This window comes from Bacillus sp. XT-4 (assembly GCF_050864245.1).
GTDB classification, from domain to species: Bacteria; Bacillota; Bacilli; order Bacillales; family Bacillaceae; genus Bacillus; species Bacillus altitudinis.
Genome location: NZ_JBPAFI010000001.1, coordinates 341,334 through 365,477 on the forward strand (window position 1 = coordinate 341,334; position 24,144 = coordinate 365,477).

The following is a 24,144-nucleotide window of genomic DNA, read 5'->3' on the forward strand; positions in this document are numbered from 1 at the left end:
CTCGGCTGAAAAAAGACAGCTGCACAAGCTGCCTTTTGCCGTTTCTCAAAGTTAAAAATACAATATCACAATCTTCAGCCACTTTCAACGAGCGTTAAGAATTTGGCGGAATTTTTGATCTGTTCTGAGGGTGAACGATGCTTGGCCTTACTTTTGAGCCAGGAACAGACGTCCGAATGAGCACTTGCCATAAAGCTTTTCCATTAAAAGGAATAAACGGCCACATATAAGGGGTCTGTAAGGAACGAATGGATGTTAAATAAATAAGTAACAGCGTAAACCCGATGATCAGTCCATTCAGCTTAAAGATCGCTACTAGTGCTAATATGATCAGTCGGATGATTTTATTAGCGACACTCAGTTCATAACTTGGAGTGGTGAATGTGCCGATGGCTGCTAGCGAGACGTATAATATGACCTCTGGTGTAAATAAACCGACATCAATTGCAATTTGTCCAATTAAAACGGCTGCAATCAAGCCCATGGCAGTCGACAAGGCGGTCGGCGTATGGATGGCCGCCATTCGTAAAAATTCCACCCCAAAATCAGCAAGGAATACTTGGAGAATGACAGGGATATGGGAGGGTTTGTTAAATCCAATATAGCTTAGATTGTCTGGCAGAAGATTCGGTTCTAGAATAAAAAGAAACCAGATCGGCAAAAGAAAAGTAGAACATAAGATGCCTAAAAAACGCACCCATCTTAAAAAAGTCCCAACCGCTGGCGCCTGGCGGTATTCTTCAGCATGTTGAACGTGATGAAAAATAGTGGTTGGTGTAATGATGACACTAGGGGATGTATCCGTAATGATGATGACATGCCCTTCTAATATATGGTTAGCGGCTACATCTGGGCGCTCGGTGTATCGCACAAGCGGGAAGGGATTATATCCTTGCTTAATGATAAATTCTTCTATTGTTTTATCAGACATCGTCAGTCCGTCAACTTTGATCCCAGACACTTCTTTTTCGATAATATCAACAAGATCAGGGTCAGCAATGTCTTCAATATAACAAACACAGACGTCTGCTTTAGAGCGCTCGCCTACTTTAAGCATTTTGTATCGCAGTTTTTCATCCCGCACTCTTCTGCGAATGAGTGCTGTGTTCACAATGATGTTTTCAACAAAGCCGTCTCTTGCACCTCTGACAACCTTTTCTGTATCCGGTTCCTCCGGCATTCTGCCAGGGTAGCTCCTGACATCAATAATAAATGCGTAATTTTCACCTTCGACAACGACTGCCACAAGTCCAGACAGCACTTGATCCACTGCCTCATCAAGCGTTTCAACTTTTGAGACTTGCTGATTGACAAGACGGTTTTCTACCACACGTGCAAGATCATCTGATTCAGGTTCGTTGTCATTGATTTCAATCAGTTCTTTTAATAAATAGATCACATATTGTGTATCACATAATCCATTTACATAGTAAAGCTGGATTTCCTGATCATGGACATAAATTTTCCGAACGCCAAGGTCAAAGCTAAGACCCATCCCGACATTGTCTTTGAAAAAATCTTCATTTTTCTTCGGATCTCGGTACACGTGCACCTTGTCTTTCTTCATGGAAACCGCTCCTTTCTAAAATTAATTCGACTGCCTTCATTGTGATGGGGGACCCTTTGCTTAGATCATCTTTCCGTCCCATCTTGCCAATATCTCCAATGCCGACAACAATCGGAAGCTGTAGTGAATCGAGACAATACACTGTATCTCCACTCATTTTGTGTGGTTCCATTTCTGGAAGTCCATGTTTGTCAACGCCGTATTCTGTCAGTTCACCTTCCCGGTCAATGGAGACATGTACCTTTGTCCATTCCGCTTGATGGGTTTTAGATGCCACTGCAATGGCGCCAATCACTTCAATTTCAGGGTGACGTGCTACGTGCTTCATCGCCGTCTCCCCTGTTCCTTCACCTGTTAAGCCAGAATCATCAAACATGACAAACACTGGGTCATACGGCGTTTTCAAAATCATCTGGACCAGTTCTGGTCCTGTTCGTTTGCTCGGATTCCCTTTTGAGCTGGAAATACATCTTCCGCCGACTTTCTTTGCGACAAGCTCAATCGTTTTGGCAGCATATATATCTCCGTCTGTCACTAAAATGACTTTGCGTCTTTGCCCCATATTAGGTTATCCTTTCGGTTTAAAGATAAGTGCAATGATAAATGAAAATAAAATCGCAGCTGATATTCCAGCAGAGGTTAACTCAAAAATCCCAATTCCGATTCCAATAAATCCGTGGACATCAGCCTGATGCATCGCCCCATGAAGCAAGCTATGACCAAAGCTTACGATAGGGACGGTAGCACCCGCTCCTGCAAATTCAATAAATTTATCATAAATACCAAACCCGTCTAAAATCGTCCCCGCCACAACAAAGGTGGTCATGACATGTGCCGGTGTGAGTTTCAGTACATCAAGTAAAAGCTGGCCGATCACGCAAATCAGTCCGCCTGCAACAAAAGCAATCAAATAATCCATTAGCTTTCTCCTCCTGCACGCTCAAATACAACTCCATGCGCAATGGTTGGAATGGTCTCTTTTTGCTGAACCATCATTGGGCTGAGAAGCGCCCCGGTTGCCACAACCAATACTCTTTGCAAATTCCCTGCTTTCATTTCTTGAAAGATGTGACTGAATGTCACGACAGCTGAGCAGGCACAGCCGCTGCCTCCAGCGAATACATTTTGATCAGGTGTGTATATGATTAATCCGCAATCATCATGCTTCCGTCCAAGCTGAATGCCATCTTCTTTGAGAAGATCCTTTAAAATAGGCGATCCAATTCCAGATAGATCTCCTGTTAAGATGAGATCATAATCATCTACTGTTCTTCCTAAGTCTTCTAAATGTTGTTTGATTGTGTCTGCCGCTGCAGGCGCCATAGCCGAACCCATATCGAATGGATCTGTAATCCCAAGATCCATCACCCGTCCGACGGTGGCACTTGTAATTTGAATTTGGGAAGGTTCTTGGCTGATGACGACAGCACCGCTCCCTGTCACTGTACTTGTTGCTGTATCGGGTTTTTGCCCGCCATATTCTGTTGGATTACGAAATTGCCGCTCTGCTGTCGCGTTGTGACTGCTTGTGGCAGCAAGCGCTCTATTGGCAAAGCCACCATCTACTAGCGCTGAGGCAATGGCGACTGATTCCATAGATGTGGAGCAGGCACCAAATAAACAAAGAAACGGGATTTTGAGTTCTCTTGCCACATAGTTGGCTGTCACGTTTTGGTTCAGTAAATCTCCTGCCAGCAAAAGGTCAATATCACTTTTTTGCAAATTCGCTTTTGATAAGGCCATTGATATGGCATCATCCATGAGCTGCCTTTCAGCCATTTCCCAGTTCTTTTGATAACAGTGCATTTCATCATAAGTTTTATCAATGAGATGACCGATTGGGCCTTCTTTTTCTTTCGGTCCTGCAGCTGTTCCTTCCGCATTCACATAAAGCTTGTGTTCAAATACCCAAGATTGCTTACCTGTTAGTTTCACGTTTTATTCCTCCTACGAAAACATCTTTTCCAAGACGTATCGAATAATCCCTACGACATATGCCGAGACGACACCAAACACAATGACGTTCCCAGCCAGTTTAAACATGTTGGTCGCTACACCTAACACAAGCCCTTCACTTTTATGCTCAAGAGCCGCACTTGTCATACTGTTTGCAAATCCTGTCACCGGTACAGCTGATCCCGCTCCAGCAAACTGGCCGATTCTATCGTAAATACCAATACCAGTTAAAATAGAAGAAATTAAAATAAGGGTTGCCACCGTTGGATTCCCTGCTGTCTTTTCATTAAAATCGAAAAAGGTAATATAGAAATTTTGCAATCCCTCGCCTATCGCACAAATCAAACCGCCGACAAGAAAAGCCTTGATGCAGTTTAGTACATAAGGAGGTTTCGGCTGATACGTTTTCACTTTAGATGGATAGTTCTCTTTTAAACTTGACACTTGTTGTTCCCTCCACATTTTTAAATATAAATAAGCCAATGAAATAACGAGCCAAACACCTTCCCTAAGACGATGGCCATGAGCAGCAGCACAATTTTCCCGTCCATTCCAATTCTTTTCGTTAAGATAGGAAGTACATTTAACACTTCAGTGAGTGCGGCTGCAAGCATGCCGACAAAAATGCCAGATAAAAGACCGATCGGAAGCGCCAGCCATTTGGATAAATGCAAATGGACTTGACTTAAAGTAGCCCAGCCGCCAACGACCGCTCCACTTATCACGGCAGCCTCATATCCTTGAATGAAACGCTGCGTTTTCGTTAATTGCATTAATCGAGGGATAATACCAAGCACTGTGAGAAACGCCACAAATCCTGCCCCTACCGTTAAACCGCCGCCGAGCCCAACAAGCACCACAAAAAGCCATTTACCGATCATGAATATCTTTCAATGTTTCTTTGTTTTCATTGAGTGCGACATAATGATCAAGATCGAGCTGATATTTAAACATTTCCACTTCAAGCGGACTTGGCTCTTCGTTTAAACGCTTTTTAAACACATGATTGAAAAATAAAATCATGCCAAAACCGAGTCCAAAGCTATATGGAATTTGTAATAAATAAGGATGCTCAACCGTGTTTCCAGTAATCATCTCGTAAAGGCGGATATGAACAAGCCGCATACTAACATCCTCATGGAAATTCATGATGGCAAGGGCCGCTCCGACAAATAAGAGGAGCCATACAAACACGAATAATACGGGGGACAGCTGGCGTTTGCCTGTGTCTATTTCAACAATGGCTTCTGAGCCTCCGACCGTTTGAATGTCGATGTCAGGCCACGCTTTTTTGATCGTTTTGACCACATGCATGATATCTAACACAACGATGTGACGATCCTTTTTGCTGACATGGTATATCGGCATTTTGCTCAACTTTTGCACAGCACTGTCATCTCCAGTGATTTGGGCAATATCCTCTAAATAAATAAGCTGATCATTACCAGTCTTAATCCGATGGCGCAGCCGAATAAAGATTTGTCCGTCCATCCAAGTCACTTCCTATACGATGGGTTAAAAATAGTATGTGGTGAAAAATGGTTCTCATACTGAAAGAACTTGATTTACCGGTAATTACCACACAAAAAAAGCCAGCCGAATTGGCTAGCTGTCTTTTTGATCCATTTGCATTTGGATTTGTTTTAAAATCTTCTTTTCAAGCCGTGAGACTTGCACTTGGGAAATTCCGAGTCTTTCTGCTACTTCTGATTGTGTTTGGTCTTTATAATACCTTAAATAGACAATCAGTTTCTCGCGCTCTTCTAATTCTTTAATCGCCTCTTTCAGCGCAATTTTATCAAACCATCTTTCTTCTGAATGATCGGCAATTTGATCGAGCAACGTAATCGGATCGCCGTCATTTTCATACACGGTTTCATGAATAGATGATGGTGAGCGGACCGCTTCTTGAGCGAGGACAACATCCTCAGGTGTGATGTCCAGATATTCAGCGATTTCCTGAACAGTCGGCATTCGTCCATGAGATTTAGACAATTCGTCCCTTGCCCGCCTAATTTTATTTCCAAGTTCCTTTAAGGACCTGCTGACTTTGACGGTTCCATCATCACGAATGAAACGCTGAATTTCACCAATGATCATTGGAACGGCATAGGTCGAAAACTTCACATCATAAGACAAATCAAATTTATCAACAGATTTCAGCAGGCCAATACAGCCTATTTGGAACAGATCATCTGGTTCATATCCTCTATTTAAAAAGCGCTGAACAACGGACCAAACAAGACGCATGTTTTTTTCTACGAGGAGGTCTCTTGCTTGTTGATCTCCGTCTTGGCTTTTTTTGATGAGCTGTTTCACTTCATCATTAGACAGCTGTGCTTTTTTTGCTTGCTTTTTTACCTCCACATCCATATGAGCAGCTCCTTAATTACAAAGCGCTTTGCTTTTTGATAGATGCTTTGTTAAGCGGATCGTTGTGCCCATTTCTGGAGATGAGTCCACCATGACATCATCCATAAAGTTCTCCATGATCGTAAAACCCATCCCGGAACGCTCTAAATCTGGTTTCGTCGTAAAAAGCGGCTGCCTTGCTTCCTCAAGATCTGAAATGCCCATGCCTTCGTCTCGAATCGTCAGATACACAATATGGTCATCCAGTGTGACGCTAATGTGCACCTTGCCGTCTGGATTCCCGTCATACCCGTGAATGATCGAGTTCGTGACCGCCTCTGATACGACTGTTTTGATTTCTGTTAGCTCATCTAATGTTGGATCGAGCTGAGCGATGAATGCTGCCACCGTTACTCTTGCAAAAGATTCGTTTTGACTTAAAGCAGAAAAAGTCAAATTCATTTCATTTGTCATGATGCCACCCCCAATGTTTGTAGCGCAGTTTGCTCTGAAGGCTCCATACGAATAATTTTAAACAAGCCGGACATATCAAATAAACGGTTCACCGCCGGCGAGATCGCACAGACGACCATTTCACCGCCAAGCTGTTTAATTTCTTTGTATCTTCCTAAAATCACTCCGAGGCCAGAGCTGTCCATAAACGATAAATCAGCTAAATTCAGCACGATGTGGCGAATGTCCTCTGTTTCCAAATAATTCGTCACCTTTTGTCTCAATGTCTCTGCGGAGTGATGATCAAGCTCCCCTGTCAACCGAATGCAAAGTACGCTCTCTTTTATTTGAAAATCAATACCAAGGCTCATCTTTTCTTCCTCCTTGCTCTATTTTCGGATAAAGAATGTTTCTCTTTCTTCACATGCAAATCCTTCACCATGACAAAACTAGTGATCATTCGTCACATTTAGATGTTCTTTTCGTTCATAGCAAAAAAGACTGCCAGTTGCAGCAGTCTTTCACCTTTTAATTCCATTTAACAAATTCGGCCATCGCCCGTTTGAAGAACGTCCAAACACCGGCTTTTTCCATATCTTCTTTCGCTTCAACAGGACTTTCATGAAGCACTTTTCCATCTTTTTTCAAGATGATGGTGCCAAGTTTCGTTCCTTTTGAAAATGGGGCTGTGACATCTTGAGATAATTTAATTTCTTTTTTGATCTGATCGACATTTTCACCTTTTTTCGTTAGAAGAGAGATCGGTTCTGACGTGACAAGCTGAATTTTTTTCTTTTTCCCTTTGCTCACTTTGATCTCTGCTACGTCTTGACCACGCTTGTACAGAGGATGCGTTGTATACTGACTAAAGGCGTAATCCAGCATTTTGACGACTTGGGCATTTCTGTCTTTTGGTGTACTTGCGCCGAATACAACAGCAATGACGCGCATGTTCCCTTTTTTAGCGGATGCCGTTAGACAGTATTTTGCCTCGCCTGTAAACCCTGTTTTCACCCCATCCACACCTGGATAAAATTTAATGAGACGGTTTGTATTCACAAGCCAGAATTTTTTATCCGTGTTCTGACGAAGATAGTCTTCGTATACACCTGTGAACTTGGTGATTTCTTCATATTTCAACAGCTCTTTCGCCATTTTTGCCATATCATGAGCCGTGCTGTAATGATCTTTTTCAGGAAGTCCTGTTGGATTTTGAAAGACCGTTGAGGTGAGCCCAAGCTCTTTTGCCTTTTTGTTCATTTGCTCAACAAACTGTTCTTCAGATCCAGCAATATGTTCTGCCATGGCAACTGAAGCATCGTTTCCTGACGCAATCGCAATGCCTTTTAGCATGTCTTTAACCGTCATTTCTTCTCCCGGTTCAAGGAAAATTTGTGAGCCTCCCATAGATGCTGCATGATCGCTCGTTCTTACTTTATCAGTCATTTTTAATTTTCCTTGATCCATCGCTTCCATGATGAGAAGCATCGTCATGATTTTGGTCATACTTGCAGGGGCAAGCTTTTCATCACTGTTTTTGTTGTAAAGCACTTTTCCCGTGTCACGTTCCATTAAAATCGCTGATTTGGCTTCATGCGCCAATTCTGATGTTTGTTTTTCTCCTGGCTTTTCAATCTTTTCTTTTGCCATCGCTGATGGTGAAACCATTGAGATAAGGATCATTAAAGTAAACAATGCACATATATGACGTTTCAAGTGGCAGACCTCCATTATCGTAATCCTTTCTATTTTTTCCTCATAAAGGCTGTTTTATTCAGAGATCGTTTGATTGCCATAAAAAAAAGCCCTCTGTTTCATGAACAGAAGGCTTTTTCACACGATCTATGAGAGTTGTTTGACAACATCTTTCACTAAATCAAGGAAACTTGCTTTCACTTTTTCCGTCACTTCGATCACTTCATCATGAGAAAGCGGCTGATCTAAAATACCTGAAGCCGCATTAGAGATGCATGAAATACCAAGTACTCTTATGCCTGCATGACGTGCCACAATCACTTCTGGCACAGTCGACATACCGACTGCATCAGCGCCAAGCGTTCTGAGGAAACGAACCTCTGCCGGCGTTTCATATGAAGGGCCTGTCATTCCTGCATAAACCCCTTGCTGTACAGATATGCCTAAATGTTTAGCCGTTTTCTCTGCAAGTGCCAACAAATCTTTATCATACGGTGCAGACATATCAGGGAAACGAACCCCTTGACTGTCGTTTGGTCCAATTAACGGATTGGTCCCCATCATATTGATATGATCTGTAATCAGCATAAGATCGCCAGGATGGAAGGACGTATTCACACCGCCCGCTGCATTTGTCACAATACATGTTTCAATGCCGATTTCTTTCATCACACGGACAGGAAATGTCACCTGCTTCATATCATACCCTTCATAGTAATGGAAACGTCCTTGCATGGCACAAACGACCGTGCCTTTCAGCGTTCCAATGACGAGCTGCCCTGCATGCCCTTCTACTGTTGAAACAGGGAATCCAGGAATATCTTCATATTTCAATTTGATTGGATTTTCAATCTCATCGGCTAAAATGCCAAGACCTGAACCTAAAATCAATCCAACTGTTGGTACATATGTCGATGCTTGTTTAATGTATGCCGCCGCTTCTGAAAACTGTGCTCCCACGTGATTTCCCCCTATTTGAGTTGAGATAAAAAGCTTGTTCCGTATTTTGGCAGCGTTGATTTAAAATTATCTGCTACCGTTGCCCCAAGATCAGCAAATGTTTTCGCTGTTGGCAGCTCATTCGCTTCTTGATGCTTTTTGCTGTAAGCAATAAGCGGAACGTATTCTCTTGTATGATCTGTTCCGTGATGAACCGGGTCATTTCCGTGATCTGCTGTGATCACAAGCAGATCATCCTCTTTTAATAGATCAAACACTTCAGGTAGACGTGCGTCAAATTCCTCTAGTGCCTTACCGTAGCCTTCTGGATCTCTTCTATGTCCATAAAGCGCATCAAAGTCGACCAGATTTAAGAAGCTCAGCCCAGTAAAGTCTGTCTTCAGCGTCTCCACTAGCTTGTCCATTCCATCCATGTTGGATTTCGTTCTGAGTGAAGAGGTGATTCCTTCACCATCATAAATATCAGAGATTTTTCCGATCGCAATGACATCAAGTCCATCATCTTTCAATTCATTCATGACGGTACGGTCGAATGGTTTTAATGCATAGTCATGACGATTTGGTGTTCTAACAAATGCCCCCGGCTCTCCGACAAATGGACGAGCGATGATGCGCCCTACCATATATTTTTCATCTAAAGTCAGTTCACGTGCGATTTCGCAAATGCGGTAAAGTTCGTCTAATGGCACAACTTCTTCGTGTGCAGCAATTTGCAGCACAGAATCTGCTGAAGTATAAACGATTAAATCGCCTGTTTTCATGTGCTCTTCGCCAAGCTCATCCAGAATTTCTGTACCAGACGCTGGTTTATTTCCAATGATGCCGCGCCCTGTTTTTTCTTTTAATTCATTTAACAGTTCATCTGGAAAGCCGTCTGGAAAGACTTTAAATGGTGTGTCGATGTAAAGACCCATGATTTCCCAATGTCCTGTCATTGTGTCTTTCCCATTGGATGCTTCTTGCATTTTCCCATAATACGCAAGCGGTGTTTCGTCCGCTGGAATTCCTTTAATTTCTTTAATATGACTTAGCCCAAGCTTCGCCATATTCGGCATATGAAGCCCGTTCATTTTTTCAGCAATATGTCCAAGTGTATCTGCACCTACATCATTAAAATCAGCAGCATCAGGTGCTTCCCCGATTCCTACTGAATCCATCACAATGAGGAAAATACGTTTATACTGATAATCAGGCATAAAAAAGCGCCTCCTTCAATATTCTTGTCCTTTCACCTTTCACAACTGGAGAGGTCAGACATCTCAAGTATAAACCGTTTTCAAGTCAATTGACAACCATAAACGGTCCAAACATAAAAAAGCATGATACACGTTCACCGTGCCATGCTTTACTTATGCCCTTGGATGGAATTTGTGATACACGTCTTTTAATCTTGTTTTTGTGACATGTGTGTAAATTTGAGTAGTAGAAATATCGGCATGTCCGAGCATTTCCTGTACTGCTCTAAGATCCGCACCGTTTTCAAGCAAATGTGTCGCAAATGAATGTCTGAGCGTATGAGGCGTCAATTCTTTTTGAATACCTGCTTCTATGGCTCGTTTCTTTAAGTTCTTCCAAAAGCCCTGCCGCGACATTTTTTTTCCGTGATGATTCAGAAACAAAGCATCGGCCGGCTGTTTTTTGAGCAGCTTGTTTCTGCCTTTTTCTATATACACTTCAATCGCACTTGCAGCAGCTTCACCAATAGGCACGATCCGCTCTTTTCTTCCTTTTCCAAAACAGCGGATAAACCCCATGGTCAGATGCACATCTGCAAGAGTCAGATCAAGCATTTCACTTACGCGAATACCTGTTGCATATAAAAGTTCGAGCATGGCTTTGTCACGGTAGTCAAATGGTGTTTGCTGCTTAGGTGTATCGAGCAGCTTTTCTACCTCATCTAATGATAGAACTTTCGGTAATTTCCGCTCTGTTTTTTGTGATTCAATGTTCCATGACGGGTCATCTGTTGTCACTTTTTCACGGAGCAAAAATTGATGAAAGGAGCGTATCGATGATAGATGACGGACGGACGTTTTACTCGATTTCCCTTCGTCTTTTAACTGTTTTAAATAATGAATAATATGAAGGCGAGTGACGTCTTTTACATCTGTCAATTGTTCATGCGTCATTAAAAAAGACAAATAGCTCTGTAAATCTCTTTTATAAGAGACAATGGTATTTTCAGAGAGTCCTCTCTCTACTGTCATAAAATGAATAAAGTCGGATAATTGATCCTTCAATGGTTTCTACTCCCCGTTTTGATAAAAATAAATCAATCGATCCTGCCAGCTGTCTTGTTTCGGCTGATCCATTTCCATCACTTTTATCGCTGCACCTTCTGGTTTATCATAACGATGATAGCTTTCATATTCTGAATTTATCCATATCATAGCATAATAGAACAGGACGGTAAAACCAGTGAACAAGATAAATACTTTCATTACTTCCCCTGTTGTTTTGAGCCATTTTCGCATGTTCTTCATGTCCTTTCTCGTGTTCTCATTACTTCAGCATATGCCAGGTGGGACAAGGAATATACAGCGAACATGCAAAAAACCTTTTCATTTTGAATGAAAAGGTTCCAATTCGGATTATTTGCCGGATTCATCATCATGACACCGGTGGCAAATACCATGGAATGTCAATCTATGATCCTTAATTTTAAATTTCCAGTCGCGTTCAATAATCTCTTCAACATCTTCTAATAAATCATCTTCTATCTCATCGACTGTTCCGCATTCCATACAGACAAGATGGTGATGGAAGTGAGCGGCTCCTTCTTTGCGAAGATCATATCGCGAAACGCCGTCTCCAAAGTTAATTTTATCAACAACTTTCAGTTCAGTAAGCAATTCTAACGTCCGATAAACAGTAGCAAGACCAATTTCAGGAGACTTCTCTTTTACGAGGAGGTATACATCTTCTGCACTTAAATGGTCTTCTTCATTCTCAAGCAGTACTCTTACTGTTGCTTCACGCTGTGGCGTGAGCTTATAGCTGGAAGAATGAAGCTGTTTCTTAATTCGATCAATCCGATTTTCCATTGACTTTCCCTCCTACGCCACATTACTTGATCATTATATCAAATGATGTGCAGAGAGCCAACTATAATCATTTTAAATTGATAAATAAATTGATTATTATTTAATAACAATTATAAAATCATCAAAACAGAACACCTGCCAGCTTTTTCATCAGCATGAATGATAAGTATGATTCAAAAAAGGACGAAAGAGCAGCGAGGGTTAAAATCATCAGTAGAACAGAAGCATACCGGCCAAACCAATGGATTGGCGCTTGACTGATGGTTTTTTTCATAAAAAGCTGACCAATTAAACGAATGGAGAACGCAATCGCACAAGTTCCGATCACTAAATACGCTGGAATGAGCAAGATATTTTGAGGAAGCACCGAGACAAAAGATAGAAAAAAACCGCTAAGCCCCATTTGATTGACCAAAAAACCAACAGTAAACCCAACTACAATCCCTTTTAAAAAGATCATCAGAAAAATAAGCGGCAGGCCAATGATGGAAATTCCGAGTATCCACATGAGGCCCAAATATTTCATATGATGCAAAAAGCTTTGTAAAAACATATCTTTTGATTCTGCTGCTTTCTCATTCGTCAGTTGACCAAAAAATTGATTTAAATAGTAGAATAAATCCTCTTTCTGACTTATTGTCATACTATTGACGATAATGGCTCCAAAAATGACGCCCATTAAAAATAGTACAGAAACAAACAAATAAATTGATAAATGATCTTTCACGTGCTGAAGAAGATGTTCTTTCCAAGACTTTTTCCGCATGCGCCTTCCTCCCAAATAGTAAAGGTTACTAGATTCTATGAGAGAGCAGACGAAACATGACAGTTTTATGAAAAGAAAAACGAGAAAGCAACTGTACACTGCTTTCTCGTTTCCTTTATCGTGCAGCTTTTTGTACGTTCACAAGCCCAGCTCCATAATAAAAAGGTTCGCCAAGTTTTGTTGCCGTTTTTGTCAGCCTTTCACGCAATTCATCATTTGTCAGATTCGGATGTTTTGATAGAATGACTGCCGCAGCACCAGCTACATGAGGTGATGCCATAGACGTTCCACTCTTATATCCATATTCGTTATGAGGAATGGTACTTAATGTTGAAACACCTGGTGCTGATACTTCCACTTCTTCCCCAACAGAGGAATCAAAGGCTCTTTGCTTTCGTTGATCCACAGATGCGACTGCCATGACAGAGCTGTATTTGGCCGGGTAATCTATCGTATTAAGTGACCCGTAGCTCCCAGCATTTCCTGCAGATGCGACAATGAGAATCCCGTTGTCATATGCTCGATCTACAGCTTCTTTCAGCGCCTCCGATTCACTTGCTCCCCCCATACTAATATTGATGACATCCATCTCATTCTCAATCGCCCATTCAATGCCTTTAATGATCCAGCTATAGTAGCCGTCACCATTTTCATCTGCCACTTTCACCGCATAGATCGAAGCTTTTGGAGCCACACCAACGACGCCTACCTTATTATCTAATGCTGCGATCGTGCCTGCAACGTGAGTTCCGTGTTCATGCGGGTCAACGAGCGGATCGGACTCTGTTGGAACAAAGCTGACACCACCAGTTACATGTAAATCTTCATGCTTGCCGTCGATTCCACTGTCAAGAACAGCTACTTTAACATTCTGTCCGGCATATCCTCGTTTATGTACCTTTTGTGCTTTGATGCTTTTGATGCCATAAGGAACGCTTTGACCGCTTGTTTTTGCTTTTTGGTCTTCCTCAATAAAAGTAACTTCTTTTGCTTGATGTAGTTTTTCTTTTGATGCTTCGTTCAACGAAACTTTCATCATATCTATTTTCTCTATTGATTCTTTCACATGACCGCCAGCTTTTTCAACAAGCTGTTTTTGTGTTTTGTCTTGAACGGAAGAAGAAAAACCGATCATATACTCTTTTTTTGCTTGATCCTTTGCAGATACATCTGATGCGCCGAATGTCATCGATGCCAGCAGCATACTTGCCATACAAAGCCCTGCTCCAAATGATTTGACCTTCACGATACCCACTCTCCCTTTCATTTCTTTTTGTCATTTAACTACATTTTTAGACAAAAAGAAACGACCGTTTGTCCTATTTTTTAAAATTTTTCCAATTATTTGATCTACTTGTCACAAAAAAGCAAAATAAAAATGCTTATGATCCTGTTCATAGCGATCATAAGCATTCCTACCTTTATGTTTTTTCATCATATGCTGCAAGGCTTCTTGTTTTGTTTTTGTCTTTCTTTCGTGTGTACTAAAATGCGGCATATTTCCTCTCGATTGTTCTGGATTTCGACTGTGCTGCCTTTGAAGGTGTTCTCTCTTTTTCTTTGCTTTGCTTTTTCCCATTTCGCAAAACCCCTTTCGTTGTCGTTATGATACATGAAAGCACCTAAAAAAGATAGACGTATACACGTCTATCTCAAATTGTTGACAAAAGGCTAAAATGTACTTGATTTTAGCCTTTTGTCTTCTTTTCAGCGTGATAGAAAACCTTTGCAGTCTAGGAAGGACGAGCACCGGAGCAGAGCGAATTTGACATTCGTGAGCACCGGAGCGCAGGACTGACAAAGAATGCGAGGGTTTGTCTACACGCTGAGATAGACGTATACACGCCTATCTTTCTTTTCTCACCATATCAAGATGCGGAATTCCATCCTCATCATAACAATCTGAGACAGCTTCGAAGCCAAACGATTCGTAGAACGATTTCAAATAAGCCTGTGCTTGGATTTTAATCTTTGTTTCGCCTAATTCACTGAGCTTTTTTATCGCCTGATCGAGCAGGATCTTCCCGTAACCTTTTTTCCGGCCGGTCTTCGTCACAAGGACACGGCCAATGGATGCCTCTTTGTACATGATCCCGCTTTGGAAAATGCGGCAATAAGCGACAATCGTGCCGTTCTCTTTAGCGATGACATGCAGCGCCTCTTGATCACGATGATCAATTTCAGGATAAGGACATGTTTGTTCTACAACAAACACATTCACTCTTTCCATTAAAATCAGGTAAAGGTCCTCTTTAGACAGTTGTTCAAATGTGTGACATGTCCATTTAAGTTGATTCATGATTGATATCCACCTTACCGTAGACCCCGCCTCCGCCAGCGATCAGTCCAACTTCACCTCTTCTTGCTTTGATGATGTAATCGGCTGTTTTCTCAGGCAGGACCGCTTTTAATTCTTGTTCTGTTGCTTGATGAAGAATATTCATCTCTGTATGAAAGACAACTTTTAACTTTTCTAATGTTTTGGCTCCAACACCCGGAATAAAATGAAGGGGAAGCTGGTGAACATAAGGAGGCCTTATTCCTTTGTCACTTTCTTGGTCAGCAAGCTCCTTTAACCGCTCACTCACCCCTTTTGTCATTCGGGTATGGCCGCATGCTTGGCACTTTTCTTGATCCTGACTGTCAGGTCTTACCCCGCATTTCTCACAGGTCGTATGATAATACTTTCCGAGCCGCGGAGCGAGCCCATAATTCCCAGTGATGTTTCTGCCATCTTTTCCTTGAAGCGCTAGCTCGAATTCAGCAAAGGAGGCATGATCCATTCGGATCTTCGTATATTCCCGCGCAATTTTCCCTAAAGAATGGGCATCTGAATTTGTTAAAAAAGGATAGCGGTTTAGCTCACTTAGCTGGGAGGCCATAGATGTATCACAGCTAAGGCCAAGCTCAACAGCATCGATGAGTTCTGGATCGAATACTTCGGTTAAAGACGTATTGACCCCTTTGCCGTATAAACTTTTATGCGGCGTAAAAATATGGGCAGGAATAAATAATCCCCCTAGTTCCTTCACCTTATGCTGAAGCGTTCTTCCATCCACATATAAACGCTGTGAACTCAAATGCACATTTTTCATATGAAGAGAAAGCCATGCGGAAAACTCAGACATTTTACGAAGCGTGGGCATAAAGGCAAGCACATGAATCGGACCTTTTGATTGGTCATCATTGATTTCTAGCTCACTGCCTAAAAGCAAAACGGTCTTTCCAAATGATAACCCGCCATCGCTTAGTTCAGTGTACGTTCCTTCCTCTACACCTTCTATCAATTCTTCTAGGACTTCAGGAGATTGTGCATCAATCACACCAATCATCCCCATCCCTTTACTTTGAGACGCTTCAATGAGAATTTGGTCAATGGTCAGTGACCTTGCACCTGTAATTTTGACAGCCCTACCTGTTCTTGTTCGACCAATATGAATATGGATATCTGCAAAGAATTCCCTCATTTTGTAGACTTAAGTACCTCTTGCAATTGTAAGTATTGAATGGCATAGGCTGTTTTCGCATCATAAATATGTTGTTTCTCAATGAGTTGCAGCGCTTCTTCTAGTGAAACTTCCATCACTTCGACAAATTCATCCTCATCCAGCTCTCGTTTTTCTTCAAGCGGGACCAGCTGATCAGCAAGGTAGATATGAACAATTTCATCCGCAAACCCTGGTGATGTATAAAAGGCGGTCAGCTTTTGGAGCGCCTGAGTTGTATAACCTGTTTCTTCTTCTAATTCTCTCAGTGCTGTATGTGCCGGCTCTTCTCCTTTTTCTAATTTTCCAGCCGGAATCTCAACGATGGATCTCTCCAGTGCTTTACGGTATTGCTTGACCAAAATGATTTTATTTTTGTCTGTACGTGCAATGACTGCTACTGCACCTGGATGTTTAATGATTTCGCGTTTGCCTGGTTTTCCGTTCGGCAATTCTACATCTTCAAGAACCAAGTCAATGATTTTTCCGTTATATAATGTTTTTGACGATAATGTTTTTTCTTCAAAGTCCTTCATTTTTGTCAGCTCCTCGTTCTACTTTCACTTTTTACTTCATTCATTTTAACATAGATGTTTTAGGAGAAGCCAAAATGCGGATGCCTGCTTCAATGCGCCTTTTGAAATCACCTAGCTTGAATTCCAGAATTGTTTCACTTAATGTGAAAGGATAGGAGTGTGATTGAATTGAAAAAAAGACGAATTGGCACCTCTGATCTCTTGGTTAGTGAGGCGGCACTAGGATGTATGTCCCTTGGGACTGAAAAAGAAAAAGCGCTCTCTTTATTAGATGAAGCCATTGATCTTGGGATTAACTATTTGGATACAGCTGATTTATATGATTTTGGAACAAATGAGGAAATCGTCGGGGAAGCCATTAAGAACAGACGCCAAGATCTGATTTTGGCCACAAAAGGTGGCAACCGCTTTGAAAAAGGCAAACCTGGCTGGGAATGGGATCCTTCAAAAGCATATATAAAAGAGGCAGTGAAACAAAGCCTGAAACGACTTCAAACAGATTATATTGATTTATATCAATTGCATGGCGGCACAATTGACGATCCAATTGACGAAACCATCGAGGCACTTGAAGAATTGGTTGGAGAAGGTGTCATTCGCTATTACGGCATATCGTCGATCCGTCCAAATGTCATTAAAGAATACGCCAAAAAATCAAACATCGTGAGTGTGATGATGCAATATAGTTTACTCGACCGCCGCCCAGAAGAATGGTTTTCTCTTCTTGAAGAACAAAGCATTAGTGTCGTGGCAAGAGGTCCTTTAGCAAAAGGATTATTAACAGAAAAACCCCTTTCGCAAGCAAGTGCGGCGATTCAAAAGAACGGGTATCTTGACTATTCATTTGAAGAGCTCCAGCAGGTCATTCCTTCGTTAAAGAAAGTCGCTTATGACCTATCACTGACAGAGCTGTCCATTCAATACTTGCTCAAGCATTCTGCAGTCAGCTCTGTTGTTTTTGGCGCAAGCTCGGTGAAACAGTTAAAAGAAAATGTGGCAGCGGCAAATGCACGTTCATTAAGCGACCAAGAAGTAAAAGCTTTGTCATATTTCACAAAACAGTCTGTGTATGAGACGCATCGTTTGAATCAATAGAAGACAAATGGAAGAACAGCTTGCCACTTATGTTTTGTTTTAATGTACAACCCTATTGATGGTGCGATTCTGAAATGAAGTGATACGAGGGAGTTAGACGTGTTTTCTCTCAGGCTCATGTAGTATGTATTCATCTCAATAATATAACATAAAAAAGGGAGCATCGTAGCTCCCTTTTTTAACTTTTATACTTTCTCCAGTCTAAATGACTTTCATCTAGCAGCTCTGAGAAGCTTTTATTTTTTTCTTTTTCTTTCTGTTGCCGAAGGAGGTCTTGTCGTTTTTGTTCTTCTCTTTTTTCTGTCTCAGCGGCCAGGTTCTGCTTCATTTGAAGGAGCTGCTGTTTCACATCATCCTTTATGCCGTCCTTTAGCTTTGCTTGATCTTGATTGGTCTTTTTCACTTTGCCTCTCTCCTTTTGCTTTAGTGTATCATCCGTTTTATTTGCTCAGCAAGAGTCACGCCAAACTCCCAACATGTGGTATGATCTTCATAGAAACCCTTCGGAAAGGAAGAATCAGCTTGAAGAAGAAATGGCTCGCTATACTCGCCTTGATATTATTTCCACTCGCTGCAATCGGCATTTTTTTTACCAATAAAATGATGTATATACGAAAATTAACGGATGAAGAGCTCATCAAACGAGAATCAGATGAAGGGCACTATCATCACGAGGAGTTTCAACAGCTGCAAAAAGAGAAAGTTTGTATTCCTTCAGCATTTGGTTACGATCTTCATGGCTATTTTGTACCGCTCCCTCATACAACACGCACCATCGTTCTTTGTCACGGGGTTACCGTCAGTTTGATCAATTCCGTGAAGTATATGAAATTATTCCAAAAGCTTGGATGGAATGTGCTGCTTTATGATCATAGAAGACATGGGATGAGCGGCGGAAAAACAACGAGCTATGGATATTATGAAAAAGAAGATTTGGCTCAAGTCGTCAAGTGGCTGAGAAAAAGACTTGGGGAAAAAGCAATCATTGGGATACACGGAGAATCGATGGGCGCAGTCACAACTTTATTATATGCTGCAAAACCGGATGCAAGCGCCAATTTTTACATCGCTGATTGTCCTTTTGCTTCTTTTGAGGATCAGCTTCTGTATCGATTAAAAACGGATTTTCGTCTTTCAGGACAGTGGATTCTTCCACTAAGTGATCAAGTGTTGAAATGGCGGGACGGATACAGCATTCGGCAAGTTTCTCCACTTGATGTAATCGATCAGGTGAAAGAACCTATTCTTTTTATTCATAGTCTCCATGATGACTATATCCCTTGTGAGCAAAGCGAGCAGTTATACGCACGCAAAAAGGGTGATAAACGGCTATTTATTGCGCCACATGGTGCGCATGCGATGTCTTATAGTGACAATAAGGAAGTCTATGAACAAGAGGTCGAAGCATTTCTGGAAGCATTTCAATTTAATCAAAATGAAAGAGGAGAATGAACAGCCGTTCGTCTCCTCTTTTTGCTAACTTATACGATAGTCACCACTGTTGTATGGTGTCTGCCCGCCAGCTCCATATGGCTCTCTTCCGATTGCTGCTGACTCATGACCGATAACCCTGCAGTTGCTGCCAATAAAAGAACTATCAAACTCATTTTCATATAAATGACCTCCATTTTGAATTTTTGATATGGCTTGAATTTTCCTTTCGTAATACCGGGTAGAAACTTCAAATAATCCAAGCTCATTATAATAATGAGCCGCATCAAGTGCCAGTTCCTCAATATCTGGGTATAAGCGCTTGTCCTCCAACAAATCTAATGTATCGTCTATGATTTTTATTTCTGCATCAACGTATAATGCTTTTAAAAACTGAAATTTGCAGATGTAAATTTCATCTTCTAATTCACAGGCTTTCATAATACCTTGTTGATAGAGGGTTAACGACTCTTCTATTTGTTTTTGTTTAAACAGGATTTGGGTCAGCATAAATAGTGGGTCTAGAGAGCGATTCAGATGGGTTAAATTCTCCTTTTCAAACACTTCAAGAGAGTCTTTGAGATAGCGACTTGCTGTAGCAAGATCGTTCATTTGGTAATAGCAGTTACCTAAGTTGAAAAGGGCCGAACCTATGACTCGAGGGTTTCCAATTGAGCGTGCTCGCTTTAGAGCATTTTTAAAGTAGGGCAATGCATGTTCATAGCATTTCAAATCATCATAGTTTGCACCGATGACAAATTCACAGTGGATGATTCTCAGCGTGTACGTTCTGTAGGCAGAGTACGTATCTAACGCTTGCAAAGCATAGTGCATCGAAAAGTGGGTTTGTTTCATGTGGTAGTATATTTCTGCTAATTTAAAATAAAATTCTGCTCTTTCTATATCATCTGATATGAGATTGAGCTTTTTTTCTGCGGAACGGTAATAAGCAATGGCGCTCAAATAGTTTCTCTGTTCAAATTCAAACATTCCTGTAAAAAAATGAACATAGTATTCAAGCATATCTGTTAATTTGGTCTGCGAATGTTCAATTGTTTCTAGAAGCTTCTTAATCTCCTCATCATTCGAGGCTTTTTTTGCCGGTTCAAAATATTCAAGCATGACCTTATGTCGAAAATCCATCAGCTGGTAAAAAAGCAGCAAGTTCTGATCTTGCTCCATCTCAAGGATTTCCTGCTCGATCTCGGCCTTTAGCTTCTCTGCTTTCATGACATGAAATCCGCAAATCTGCCTATACCATTCGTTTATTTTGATTCCAACCTGAGGCGATGACAGCTTGAGCTTCAATTCACCTTAGCACCTCCCTCCTCATGTACGATACATGTTGTATTCTATCATATTTCCTCGAATGGAAGAAATATGAAATGTCGTTTTTCGTAAAGTTTTCGGTATCCCGCAATAACCGCTTCCATTGCCGATTTTTCGGCATTTACAGTCTCTATTTTTCTCTTTCTATTCTTCTCATTTTGTCTAAATGTTTGTTAAAAATGACTTTTTATCGTTGAAAAATCTCATTTTTCAAATTAGACAGTTCTTCTGTTTGATGAGATGATGATGGCACAAAAAAAGCCCTCTTCAGCAAAGGGCTTATAACACATCTGTTACGTGTTCCATATTCTCTTTTATCCAACTGACTGCTAATTCAAGCGTTGGAAATTCTTCCGTTTCAAATGTGACTTCATCTTGGAGAAGCCAGACGTCCTTTTTTACTGAATCCATTCCACCGATTGACCAGTGCAAAAGGCTATATGGATGATTATTATTTAAAAACGACACCCACGTTTTATTTTGTGCCGTATTTTGTATCACTTTCAGCTTTTGATCCACTACGTTTCCACCTTACTTTACAAGTATACCCATTCTCGGGCTGAGTATTTGTTGAGGACTTTTCAACATAAGTGTATTGGCTTTTTCATTAAAATCAATCGTCATTTCCTCGTCAAAAAACACCTTTTGTGCTGTGTGTATATATAGTTTTAAATGTTGGCTATTTTTAAGTGGTTCCCATTCACCTGTTCTTTCACTTGTTAACCAAAGCATTGGTACGCCACTCACTGCACAGCCACAACCTTCTGAATCGTAGCGAAGCAGTAACTCCTTCGTCTCGTTTCCTGTTTGCTGTTTTTCTATATATGTTTTAGCCAGTTCTGTGATGTGAATATACATGGCGAACATCCTTTTTAAATTGATGCTTACATTGTAACACATAAAACACCATAAAACATGACACACGACTAAATCCGAAAGTCATACTCTTTGAAATACACGCTCTTCTCACTAGGATTATATCTATCTATTGGCTCTTTCTGCATCCTGTTTTTTAGAATTATACTGATGACGCTATCCATTTTAAAAGAAGAAACAGGAGGTTTTAGATCGTGAAAAAAAGATTATCTCTCTGCTTTATCGGGGCGCTTATATTGATGTTGAGTTTCACTATGCCAAACATGAAAGCGGCATCTATCCTTGATGAAGTACGAGAAAGCTATGCGACTTATACGGGATCTGGTTACTCAGGGGGCGCCGCTTTATTAGATCCTATTCCCTCTGACATGAAAATTACAGCTTTAAATCCCCATGACTATAACTATAAAGGGGTAAATGCGGCACTTGCAGGGGCTTACCTTGAAGTAACGGGGCCAAAAGGAAAAACCGTTGTGTATGTAACCGATAAATATCCAGAAGGAGCAAAAGGAGCTCTTGATCTTTCTCCTAATGCCTTTACCAAAATTGGCAATATGGAAGATGGGAAAATCCCGATTAGTTGGAAAATTATAAAAGCACCGATTAGCGGAAATGTAGCTTACAGAATAAAAGAAGGTAGCAGTGAGTGGTGGGCTGCGATTCAAGTGCGCAATCATAAATATCCGGTTATGAAAATGGAATATTACAAAGATGGAAAATGGGTGAACATGGAAAAGACAGACTACAACCATTTCCTTGGCTTTCATATGGGGTCTACATCTCTTCCTGTTCGAATCACAGATATCCGCGGGGTCATAGTAAAGGATCAATTACCCGCTCTTCCGTCTACTGCTGCTTCACAGGCCTATATTGTAAAAGGCAATGTTCAGCTTCCTAATTAACGAGGAGAAGAGGCAGCTTATTTAAGAGCTTCCTCTCTTCCTTCTCTATCCCAGCGATATGCCTCATTTTCTATTTCTTTTATGATTTCATTCTTTCCTGCCATATAGCTTTGTATATCTTCCGGATACTGATTTGCTAATTGTTCCTTGACAGACGCATACGCTACAGCTCGTTCTGGGTGGACTCTTAAGTAATCTCGAAACAATAAATGTCTTTTCACATCAGGATGATTTCTTTCATAAACATGGACATGATGCGTACGATTCAAGCCACCCTTTTGAAAAAAACGTCTCCCTTTTATACCATTTTCACCGAGCACTTCGTATCCAAGGTGTTCAAATCTCTCTTTTTTCCTATCAATCTCTTCTATATCGCTTACTTCTATTAATATATCTATAATTGGTTTGGCAACAAGTCCTGTAACTGAAGTGCTGCCAATATGGTATCCTTCTATCCAGCTCTTTTGAATGATTTGCTTGAGTCGCTGCTTTTCTTGACGGAATTCTTCATGCCATTCTTTTTTGAATTCGACAACCTCAACCTTGCGTCGCGGTGTCCATTTCATTTTTGATAGGGTGAGCTCTTTTGCCACATGAATCACATTTGTTTCAAAAAACCCCAATTTTTCATATAGCCTTTTTGCAGGGGTGTTTTCTTGCCCTGTGGTCAGTTCTATCGGGACATTCTTCTCCATAATTGTCGACATAAGTCTTGTTCCAATACCCTGCTTTAGCGCTTTTGGATGCACAGCCAATCGACTAATGATCAAACAATCTTTCAGCTCTTCATAAGAGGCTACACCTAATAAGAGATCATGTTGCTGAAAACCAATAAATTGCTCTTTTGCTTTCATGACATCTTGAATGGTCTCTTTTAATGGCGGAAGATCAGCATAACCAATTTGTTCAGCTTCTTGTTGGTATGCAGCTAGTTGAATATGTAAGATCTGCTTTGCTACATCACTTATTGTGTGATCTAAATGAACAATCATTTCATCGCCTCCAGCTTCTTCACAAATAACACACGGTCTTCATGAATGCCATCGTAATCTGAAAAGACTGAGATGCCATCTACTGTTTTATCTCCCTTTTCTATCTGAAACCCGAGTTTTGTATGATAAGCAATGGAGACTTTATTGATAGGAGCTGTGACAGCTTTAATTGTTGTTCTTCCTTCCTTTTCAGCCGCTTCATAAAAAGCTTGATAGAGAATTTTACCTATCTTTAATTTACGGTGATCTGGGTGGACGCCAACAAAGTGAATATAGGCTTCATCCGAATGAGATTGTGATAAAAAACCAACCAAAAAGCCGATCAGCTCTCCCTTTTCAACAACAACAAAACTTGTTTGCTGGAAATGTTCAAAAAAGAGCTTTGGCAATTTTGCACGCAAATCTCTGCCTCCCCACCAGCTTTGAATGACGGATGTGACTGCGTAAAAATCTGACGGTTTCACTTGACGTATCATGATGGCCTCGCCCCTTTTTCCTTTTTGGCTTTCCTTTGATTCGTTTTTTCTCAAAAATGCGATTGTTTCAATAGTCTACTGTCTGATCAAATGGTTGTAAAGACAGTATGCCAGTCTTTTTTCATGTTCACTTGTTGGTTCTTCGTCTTTCAGCCGTCATCTCCTTTTAAATCTTCACACTTATTTCAAAAAGTTCACTTTTTGTGCGAAAGTTTCATTCATTTGTTAT

The 24,144-nt window shown here is 41.0% G+C and carries 31 protein-coding genes; 3 read left to right on the forward strand and 28 right to left on the reverse strand.

The window, feature by feature from the left end; genetic code table 11:
• Nucleotides 1-94: 94 nt before the first annotated feature.
• From ACRRMM_RS01770 to ACRRMM_RS01875, 22 genes are all read right to left on the reverse strand, one after another.
• Nucleotides 95-1,567: a spore germination protein gene (locus ACRRMM_RS01770; protein WP_007501043.1), complete on the reverse strand. Its 1,473-nt coding sequence runs from the start codon at nucleotides 1,565-1,567 to the stop codon at nucleotides 95-97.
• The gene (locus ACRRMM_RS01775; RefSeq protein ID WP_007501044.1) at nucleotides 1,521-2,129 is read right to left on the reverse strand and encodes a stage V sporulation protein AE; all 609 of its coding nucleotides are present in this window, start codon (nucleotides 2,127-2,129) and stop codon (nucleotides 1,521-1,523) included. Before ACRRMM_RS01775 ends, ACRRMM_RS01770 begins: the two co-directional genes overlap by 47 nt.
• Before the next feature lie 6 nt (nucleotides 2,130-2,135).
• Nucleotides 2,136-2,486, reverse strand: a complete 351-nt coding sequence (spoVAE, locus tag ACRRMM_RS01780; RefSeq protein ID WP_007501045.1) for a stage V sporulation protein AE — start codon at nucleotides 2,484-2,486, stop codon at nucleotides 2,136-2,138.
• Nucleotides 2,486-3,502, reverse strand: coding sequence for a stage V sporulation protein AD (gene spoVAD, locus ACRRMM_RS01785; RefSeq protein ID WP_008344437.1), 1,017 nt, complete (start codon nucleotides 3,500-3,502; stop codon nucleotides 2,486-2,488). The genes spoVAE and spoVAD overlap by 1 nt, the downstream gene beginning before the upstream one ends.
• A gap of 12 nt (nucleotides 3,503-3,514) precedes the next feature.
• Nucleotides 3,515-3,967: a stage V sporulation protein AC gene (spoVAC, locus tag ACRRMM_RS01790; RefSeq protein WP_008344436.1), complete on the reverse strand. Its 453-nt coding sequence runs from the start codon at nucleotides 3,965-3,967 to the stop codon at nucleotides 3,515-3,517.
• A 20-nt stretch (nucleotides 3,968-3,987) separates the two neighbouring features.
• Nucleotides 3,988-4,404 carry a stage V sporulation protein AB gene (locus tag ACRRMM_RS01795; protein WP_007501049.1) on the reverse strand — a complete coding sequence of 139 codons (417 nt, stop codon included), beginning with the start codon at nucleotides 4,402-4,404 and terminating at the stop codon, nucleotides 3,988-3,990.
• Nucleotides 4,394-5,014: a stage V sporulation protein AA gene (locus ACRRMM_RS01800; RefSeq protein WP_008344433.1), complete on the reverse strand. Its 621-nt coding sequence runs from the start codon at nucleotides 5,012-5,014 to the stop codon at nucleotides 4,394-4,396. Before ACRRMM_RS01800 ends, ACRRMM_RS01795 begins: the two co-directional genes overlap by 11 nt.
• Before the next feature lie 114 nt (nucleotides 5,015-5,128).
• Nucleotides 5,129-5,896: an RNA polymerase sporulation sigma factor SigF gene (gene sigF, locus ACRRMM_RS01805; RefSeq protein ID WP_007501051.1), complete on the reverse strand. Its 768-nt coding sequence runs from the start codon at nucleotides 5,894-5,896 to the stop codon at nucleotides 5,129-5,131.
• A gap of 12 nt (nucleotides 5,897-5,908) precedes the next feature.
• Nucleotides 5,909-6,349 (reverse strand): anti-sigma F factor, encoded by a 441-nt coding sequence (gene spoIIAB, locus ACRRMM_RS01810; protein WP_007501052.1) that lies wholly within the window; start codon nucleotides 6,347-6,349, stop codon nucleotides 5,909-5,911.
• Nucleotides 6,346-6,699: an anti-sigma F factor antagonist gene (gene spoIIAA, locus ACRRMM_RS01815; RefSeq protein WP_008344431.1), complete on the reverse strand. Its 354-nt coding sequence runs from the start codon at nucleotides 6,697-6,699 to the stop codon at nucleotides 6,346-6,348. The genes spoIIAB and spoIIAA overlap by 4 nt, the downstream gene beginning before the upstream one ends.
• A gap of 157 nt (nucleotides 6,700-6,856) precedes the next feature.
• Entirely contained in the window at nucleotides 6,857-8,011 is a 1,155-nt protein-coding gene (locus ACRRMM_RS01820; protein ID WP_205625806.1) for a D-alanyl-D-alanine carboxypeptidase family protein, read from the reverse strand.
• Between the two features lie 159 nt (nucleotides 8,012-8,170).
• Nucleotides 8,171-8,983: a purine-nucleoside phosphorylase gene (locus ACRRMM_RS01825; protein WP_428828430.1), complete on the reverse strand. Its 813-nt coding sequence runs from the start codon at nucleotides 8,981-8,983 to the stop codon at nucleotides 8,171-8,173.
• 11 nt (nucleotides 8,984-8,994) lie between these two features.
• Nucleotides 8,995-10,179, reverse strand: coding sequence for a phosphopentomutase (deoB, locus tag ACRRMM_RS01830; RefSeq protein ID WP_366968204.1), 1,185 nt, complete (start codon nucleotides 10,177-10,179; stop codon nucleotides 8,995-8,997).
• 153 nt (nucleotides 10,180-10,332) lie between these two features.
• Nucleotides 10,333-11,223 carry a site-specific tyrosine recombinase XerD gene (xerD, locus tag ACRRMM_RS01835; RefSeq protein ID WP_035702861.1) on the reverse strand — a complete coding sequence of 297 codons (891 nt, stop codon included), beginning with the start codon at nucleotides 11,221-11,223 and terminating at the stop codon, nucleotides 10,333-10,335.
• A 6-nt stretch (nucleotides 11,224-11,229) separates the two neighbouring features.
• The gene (locus ACRRMM_RS01840; RefSeq protein WP_008344420.1) at nucleotides 11,230-11,457 is read right to left on the reverse strand and encodes a YqzK family protein; all 228 of its coding nucleotides are present in this window, start codon (nucleotides 11,455-11,457) and stop codon (nucleotides 11,230-11,232) included.
• Nucleotides 11,458-11,574: 117 nt separating this feature from the next.
• On the reverse strand, nucleotides 11,575-12,027 hold the full coding sequence (fur, locus tag ACRRMM_RS01845; RefSeq protein WP_003215577.1) for a ferric iron uptake transcriptional regulator: 453 nt from the start codon (nucleotides 12,025-12,027) through the stop codon (nucleotides 11,575-11,577).
• A 121-nt stretch (nucleotides 12,028-12,148) separates the two neighbouring features.
• A complete protein-coding gene (gene spoIIM / locus ACRRMM_RS01850; RefSeq protein ID WP_217815909.1) occupies nucleotides 12,149-12,793 on the reverse strand; it encodes a stage II sporulation protein M in 645 nt (214 codons plus the stop codon).
• A 115-nt stretch (nucleotides 12,794-12,908) separates the two neighbouring features.
• Nucleotides 12,909-14,039 carry a S8 family peptidase gene (locus tag ACRRMM_RS01855; protein WP_008344415.1) on the reverse strand — a complete coding sequence of 377 codons (1,131 nt, stop codon included), beginning with the start codon at nucleotides 14,037-14,039 and terminating at the stop codon, nucleotides 12,909-12,911.
• A 111-nt stretch (nucleotides 14,040-14,150) separates the two neighbouring features.
• Nucleotides 14,151-14,372 carry a hypothetical protein gene (locus ACRRMM_RS01860; RefSeq protein ID WP_008344413.1) on the reverse strand — a complete coding sequence of 74 codons (222 nt, stop codon included), beginning with the start codon at nucleotides 14,370-14,372 and terminating at the stop codon, nucleotides 14,151-14,153.
• A 267-nt stretch (nucleotides 14,373-14,639) separates the two neighbouring features.
• Nucleotides 14,640-15,092, reverse strand: a complete 453-nt coding sequence (locus ACRRMM_RS01865; RefSeq protein ID WP_008343848.1) for a GNAT family N-acetyltransferase — start codon at nucleotides 15,090-15,092, stop codon at nucleotides 14,640-14,642.
• Nucleotides 15,079-16,260, reverse strand: a complete 1,182-nt coding sequence (locus tag ACRRMM_RS01870; protein WP_056705193.1) for a TIGR00375 family protein — start codon at nucleotides 16,258-16,260, stop codon at nucleotides 15,079-15,081. Before ACRRMM_RS01870 ends, ACRRMM_RS01865 begins: the two co-directional genes overlap by 14 nt.
• Entirely contained in the window at nucleotides 16,257-16,814 is a 558-nt protein-coding gene (locus ACRRMM_RS01875) for an NUDIX hydrolase (RefSeq protein ID WP_375830080.1), read from the reverse strand. Before ACRRMM_RS01875 ends, ACRRMM_RS01870 begins: the two co-directional genes overlap by 4 nt.
• A 168-nt stretch (nucleotides 16,815-16,982) precedes the next feature.
• Here ACRRMM_RS01875 and ACRRMM_RS01880 point away from each other — a divergent pair, with 168 nt between their 5' ends.
• Entirely contained in the window at nucleotides 16,983-17,909 is a 927-nt protein-coding gene (locus ACRRMM_RS01880) for an aldo/keto reductase (protein ID WP_428828431.1), read from the forward strand.
• Between the two features lie 178 nt (nucleotides 17,910-18,087).
• Here ACRRMM_RS01880 and ACRRMM_RS01885 read toward each other — a convergent pair whose 3' ends face one another.
• Nucleotides 18,088-18,312 carry a YqkE family protein gene (locus ACRRMM_RS01885; RefSeq protein ID WP_008343840.1) on the reverse strand — a complete coding sequence of 75 codons (225 nt, stop codon included), beginning with the start codon at nucleotides 18,310-18,312 and terminating at the stop codon, nucleotides 18,088-18,090.
• Between the two features lie 119 nt (nucleotides 18,313-18,431).
• Between ACRRMM_RS01885 and ACRRMM_RS01890 the strand changes: the two genes are divergently transcribed.
• Nucleotides 18,432-19,361: an alpha/beta hydrolase gene (locus ACRRMM_RS01890; protein ID WP_428828432.1), complete on the forward strand. Its 930-nt coding sequence runs from the start codon at nucleotides 18,432-18,434 to the stop codon at nucleotides 19,359-19,361.
• A 24-nt stretch (nucleotides 19,362-19,385) separates the two neighbouring features.
• Here ACRRMM_RS01890 and ACRRMM_RS01895 read toward each other — a convergent pair whose 3' ends face one another.
• From ACRRMM_RS01895 to ACRRMM_RS01905, 3 genes are all read right to left on the reverse strand, one after another.
• Nucleotides 19,386-20,648 carry a tetratricopeptide repeat protein gene (locus ACRRMM_RS01895; protein WP_024718943.1) on the reverse strand — a complete coding sequence of 421 codons (1,263 nt, stop codon included), beginning with the start codon at nucleotides 20,646-20,648 and terminating at the stop codon, nucleotides 19,386-19,388.
• Nucleotides 20,649-20,948: 300 nt separating this feature from the next.
• Complete coding sequence (locus tag ACRRMM_RS01900) at nucleotides 20,949-21,188, reverse strand: YqkC family protein (protein ID WP_008343836.1); 240 nt, start codon at nucleotides 21,186-21,188, stop codon at nucleotides 20,949-20,951.
• A 12-nt stretch (nucleotides 21,189-21,200) separates the two neighbouring features.
• Nucleotides 21,201-21,527, reverse strand: a complete 327-nt coding sequence (locus ACRRMM_RS01905; protein WP_024718944.1) for an iron-sulfur cluster biosynthesis family protein — start codon at nucleotides 21,525-21,527, stop codon at nucleotides 21,201-21,203.
• A gap of 212 nt (nucleotides 21,528-21,739) precedes the next feature.
• Between ACRRMM_RS01905 and ACRRMM_RS01910 the strand changes: the two genes are divergently transcribed.
• Nucleotides 21,740-22,447, forward strand: a complete 708-nt coding sequence (locus tag ACRRMM_RS01910; RefSeq protein ID WP_048001415.1) for an expansin EXLX1 family cellulose-binding protein — start codon at nucleotides 21,740-21,742, stop codon at nucleotides 22,445-22,447.
• Between the two features lie 17 nt (nucleotides 22,448-22,464).
• On the opposite strand, the gene ACRRMM_RS01915 is transcribed toward ACRRMM_RS01910, so the two are convergent.
• Entirely contained in the window at nucleotides 22,465-23,439 is a 975-nt protein-coding gene (locus ACRRMM_RS01915; RefSeq protein WP_046343913.1) for a bifunctional GNAT family N-acetyltransferase/GrpB family protein, read from the reverse strand.
• Nucleotides 23,436-23,915, reverse strand: coding sequence for a GNAT family N-acetyltransferase (locus ACRRMM_RS01920; RefSeq protein WP_007501073.1), 480 nt, complete (start codon nucleotides 23,913-23,915; stop codon nucleotides 23,436-23,438). The genes ACRRMM_RS01915 and ACRRMM_RS01920 overlap by 4 nt, the downstream gene beginning before the upstream one ends.
• Between the last annotated feature and the right edge of the window lie 229 nt (nucleotides 23,916-24,144).